This is a genomic window from Yoonia sp. (assembly GCF_036007805.1).
Classification (GTDB): domain Bacteria; phylum Pseudomonadota; class Alphaproteobacteria; order Rhodobacterales; family Rhodobacteraceae; genus Yoonia.
In genome coordinates, this window is the sequence record NZ_DASYOK010000108.1 from 1 (window position 1) to 4142 (window position 4142).

The 4142-nt window shown below is 57.2% G+C and carries 4 protein-coding genes; 1 reads left to right on the top strand and 3 read right to left on the bottom strand.

Annotated features, from left to right (window positions below; genetic code table 11):
- From ligA to sciP, 3 genes are all read right to left on the bottom strand, one after another.
- Positions 1-1738, bottom strand: a 1738-nt coding sequence (gene ligA, locus VGP75_RS06035; protein WP_327542791.1) for an NAD-dependent DNA ligase LigA, incomplete at its 3' end; no start/stop codon positions are given.
- Positions 1739-1832: 94 nt separating this feature from the next.
- Positions 1833-2546 carry a response regulator transcription factor CtrA gene (gene ctrA, locus VGP75_RS06040; RefSeq protein ID WP_055685741.1) on the bottom strand — a complete coding sequence of 238 codons (714 nt, stop codon included), beginning with the start codon at positions 2544-2546 and terminating at the stop codon, positions 1833-1835.
- A gap of 91 nt (positions 2547-2637) precedes the next feature.
- Positions 2638-2916 carry a CtrA inhibitor SciP gene (gene sciP / locus VGP75_RS06045; RefSeq protein WP_327542792.1) on the bottom strand — a complete coding sequence of 93 codons (279 nt, stop codon included), beginning with the start codon at positions 2914-2916 and terminating at the stop codon, positions 2638-2640.
- Positions 2917-3048: 132 nt separating this feature from the next.
- Between sciP and mnmA the strand changes: the two genes are divergently transcribed.
- Positions 3049-4142 (top strand): tRNA 2-thiouridine(34) synthase MnmA (mnmA, locus tag VGP75_RS06050; protein ID WP_327542793.1); only part of this gene is annotated, 1094 nt, incomplete at its 3' end.

The window sequence follows — 4142 nt, forward strand, 5'->3', positions numbered from 1 at the left end:
TGGTCATGGCCTGCTCGAACGCATCCCAAGACGCGTAGTGGTTGGCCAAAAGGGCCGCGCTGTTTTCGCCCACATGGCGGATCCCGAGCGAGAAGATCACGCGCGCGAGCGGAATTTCGCGTTTCTCGTCAATGGCATCAAGGAGATTGCTCGCGCTTTTTTCGCCCCAACCCTCGCGGTTCTTGAGCTGTTGCATACCCGTGCCATAGCGCGCCCGCAGAGCGAAAATATCGGCGGGTGTGGTGATCCAGCCGTCCGCGTAGAACTGCTCAACCTGCTTGGCACCCAAGCCTTCAATGTCAAAGGCCGCGCGTGAGACGAAATGTTTCAGCTTTTCCACGGCTTGCGCAGGGCAGATGATGCCACCAGTGCAACGGCGTACAGCGTCGCCCTCTTCGCGGATCGCATCTGATCCGCATTCGGGACAGGTTTTCGGCATCACATAGGGTACCGCATCTTCAGGGCGGCGGGACAGATCCACGTCGCTGATTTTCGGGATCACGTCACCGGCGCGGTAGACCTGAACCCAGTCACCCACGCGGATATCGCGGCCTTCGCGAATAGGTGCGCCGTTCCCGTCACGCCCTGCGATGTAGTCTTCATTGTGCAGCGTGGCGTTTGAGACCACCACACCACCGACGGTGACCGGTTGCAATCGCGCAACGGGTGACAAGGCGCCGGTGCGGCCCACCTGGATGTCGATGGCTTCCAGTCTTGTCCACGCGAGTTCGGCGGGGAATTTATGCGCAATCGCCCAGCGTGGGGTCGTTGAGCGGAAACCAAGGCGTTTTTGCAGCGCGAGGTCATCGACCTTATAAACCACGCCGTCGATGTCATAACCGAGCGTTGCGCGCAGCACCTCGATCGTTTTGTAGTGTTGCAACAACGCGTCGGGACTGTCGCAGATGCGCGTCAAAGGGTTGGTGACAAAACCGAAAGACGCCAGTTTTGCGATTGCATCAGATTGCGTGTCCGCCAAAGGCGCCGAGAGTTCACCCCATGCGTAGGCAAAGAAACGCAAGGGGCGCGATTTTGTGATTTCGGCGTCCAGTTGCCGCAATGATCCGGCGGCGGCGTTGCGCGGATTGGCGAATTTCTTGCCGCCACTCTCGGCCTGACGTGCGTTGAGTGCGGCAAAGTCATCGTGGCTCATATAGACTTCACCGCGCACCTCGAGCACGGTGGGCGCGTCGGTAATCTTGCTCGGAATATCGGCAATTGTGCGGGCGTTGGCGGTCACGTTTTCACCGGTTTCACCATCGCCACGTGTTGCGGCCTGCACCAGCGCTCCGTTTTCATAGCGAAGCGACAGAGACAGCCCGTCAATCTTTGGCTCGGCGGTATAGCGCAGGGCTGTGTCGGCATCTAATCCGAGGTATTTTCGAATACGTCCGTCAAAGTCGCTCACTTCCTCATCCGCAAAGGCATTGCCCAAGGACAACATCCGCACCGCATGGCGGACTTTCCCGAACCCTTCGGCGATTTCGGCACCAACAACATCGCTGGGACTATCGGTGCGTTTGAGTGATGGAAAATGCGCTTCAATTGCGGCGTTTCGTTGTTTTAACGCATCGTAATCTGCATCACTGATCTCGGGTGCGTCATCGCGGTGATAGGCCGTATTTGCCGCAGCAATCTGTTCAGCCAGCCACGCCAATTCGGCGCGCGCCTGTGCTGTGGTGAGCTGCGCAACGGGGGTATCACCTGTGTCCGCATGTTGCGCTGTCTCTTGAACCATGCCGGTCTCCCACCCAACGATGCCCCACAATGGGGGGTTACGTCATAATTAGGCGGGCTGCACAGCGGCGTCCAGTGCTGGATGCGGGCGGGTCCTACGCCCCGATGGCGATCGGCGCATGGGTCGTCACAGGGTCCGGATCACGCAAGACATAACCCCGCCCCCAAACCGTTTCGATATAGTTGTCACCGCTGGTGGCTTCGCTCAGCTTTTTGCGTAGTTTGCAGATGAACACATCAATGATCTTGAGTTCAGGTTCATCCATGCCGCCATAAAGATGGTTCAAAAACATCTCTTTCGTCAGGGTTGTGCCCTTGCGCAGGCTCAGCAGTTCGAGCATCTGATATTCTTTGCCCGTCAGATGCACGGTGCTGCCTTCGACCTCGACCGTTTTCGCATCAAGGTTCACGGCAATCTGTCCTGTCTTAATGATAGATTGCGCGTGTCCCTTGGATCGCCGGATAATTGCATGAATACGCGCCACGAGTTCTTCGCGGTGGAAGGGTTTTGTCAGATAGTCATCTGCGCCAAAACCAAAGCCTTTTAGCTTGCTTTCTGTCCCATCGTCCCCTGAGAGGATCAATATAGGCGTATCAATGCGGCTCAACCGAAGCTGGCGTAAAACCTCATGCCCGTTCATATCGGGCAGATTGATGTCGAGAAGAATCAGGTCATAATCATAAAGCTTTGCCAGATCGATCCCTTCCTCCCCCATGTCCGTTGCGTAGACATTCAGATTGGCGTGGGTCAGCATCAGTTCGATGCTTTTGGACGTTGTGGGGTCGTCTTCAACCAGCAAGACTCGCATGGCAGTTCTCCGCTATGAGTTCGGTAGTCTTCAATTAAACCAATAAAGGTTAATTAGCCGTTACCCCCACCGTACCTTTACCAGTAACAACCTAGGGTTGTCTATAACGTTGTAATGCCGTGGCCTTCAACGCCGCCTCCCCGTGCTGGTCCACGGCTGTCTCCCACTCCGAAAACTCGTCTTCTGAAAGCGCGTAGGCTTCCAACGCTTCTTGACGCGTGATGAGCCCCGCCCCGACAGCCCGCACAACAGCAGCCTTACGAGACGCAACCCAGCGCCTTGTTTTCTGACTGGGCAGGTCCGCCCGCGTCATGATTGTTCCATCAGGCAAGGTCACCGATCTGGGTCCTTCGACTTTTCGTATGTACATATTTGCACCCCCTTTTGTCACTCCGAGGGTAAATATCGGGTGAAGGGTTTAATGAGTGGTATAGGGGGGCCTTGAGAGTGCATCGCATTTTCCTATATTTATCTAAGAAAACGCAGTTTCCGGAACACCCATATGTCACTTGATTCGCCGCTCAATTCGCTCGGCTTTGCCAAGCCGCCCGCGCAAACGCGCGTCGTCGTCGCCATGTCCGGCGGTGTCGACAGCTCTGTCGTGGCCGCGAAACTGGCAGAAGAGGGCTATGATGTGGTGGGTGTGACCCTGCAACTTTATGACCATGGGGCAGCTTTAGCCAAGAAAGGTGCGTGCTGCGCGGGCCGCGATATCCATGATGCGCGCCGTGTGGCTGAGGAAATGGGCTTCCCGCATTACGTGCTGGATTACGAGAACACCTTCCGCGAAGCCGTGATGGACGAATTCGCCGACAGCTATCTGGGCGGTGCCACCCCTGTGCCCTGTATCCGCTGCAACGAGCGGGTGAAGTTCAAGGACCTGTTGGAAACCGCCAAGGATCTGGACGCAGATTGCATGGCGACCGGTCATTATATCCAGCGCAAAATGGGCGCTGAAGGGGCCGAGCTTCATTCCGCCGCGGATCCGACCAAGGACCAAAGTTATTTCCTTTTTTCCACCACGCAAGAGCAGCTGGATTACCTGCGCTTCCCGCTGGGCCATCATGCATCCAAGGAAGAGACCCGCGCGCTGGCGGGCAAATACGGGCTGAGCGTGGCGGATAAACCCGACAGTCAGGATATCTGCTTTGTGCCCAATGGTGACTATGCGGCGGTGATCGAGAAGCTGCGCCCCGGTGCCGCGGCACCGGGTGATATTGTGGATACAGAAGGCCGCGTGCTGGGCACCCACAAAGGTGTGATCCATTACACTATCGGCCAGCGGCGTGGTCTGGGGATCGGCGGGCTTGCCGATCCGCTTTATGTGGTCAAGCTTGACGTGGAACGCAAAGAGGTTGTTGTTGGGCCCAAGGACCTGTTGGCCACCCGCCGCGTACCGATCCGCGAAATCAACTGGATCGGTGGCGGGAACCTGATGGATATAGGAGAACGCCAGATCGCGGTGCGCGTGCGCTCTACCCGTCCACCGACGGACGCTGTATTGCGCCCGATCTCCGAGACGGAAGCCGAGGTCGAATTGCTGGTCGCCGAACAAGGCGTCTCGCCCGGGCAGGCCTGCGTGTTCTATGACCCTGA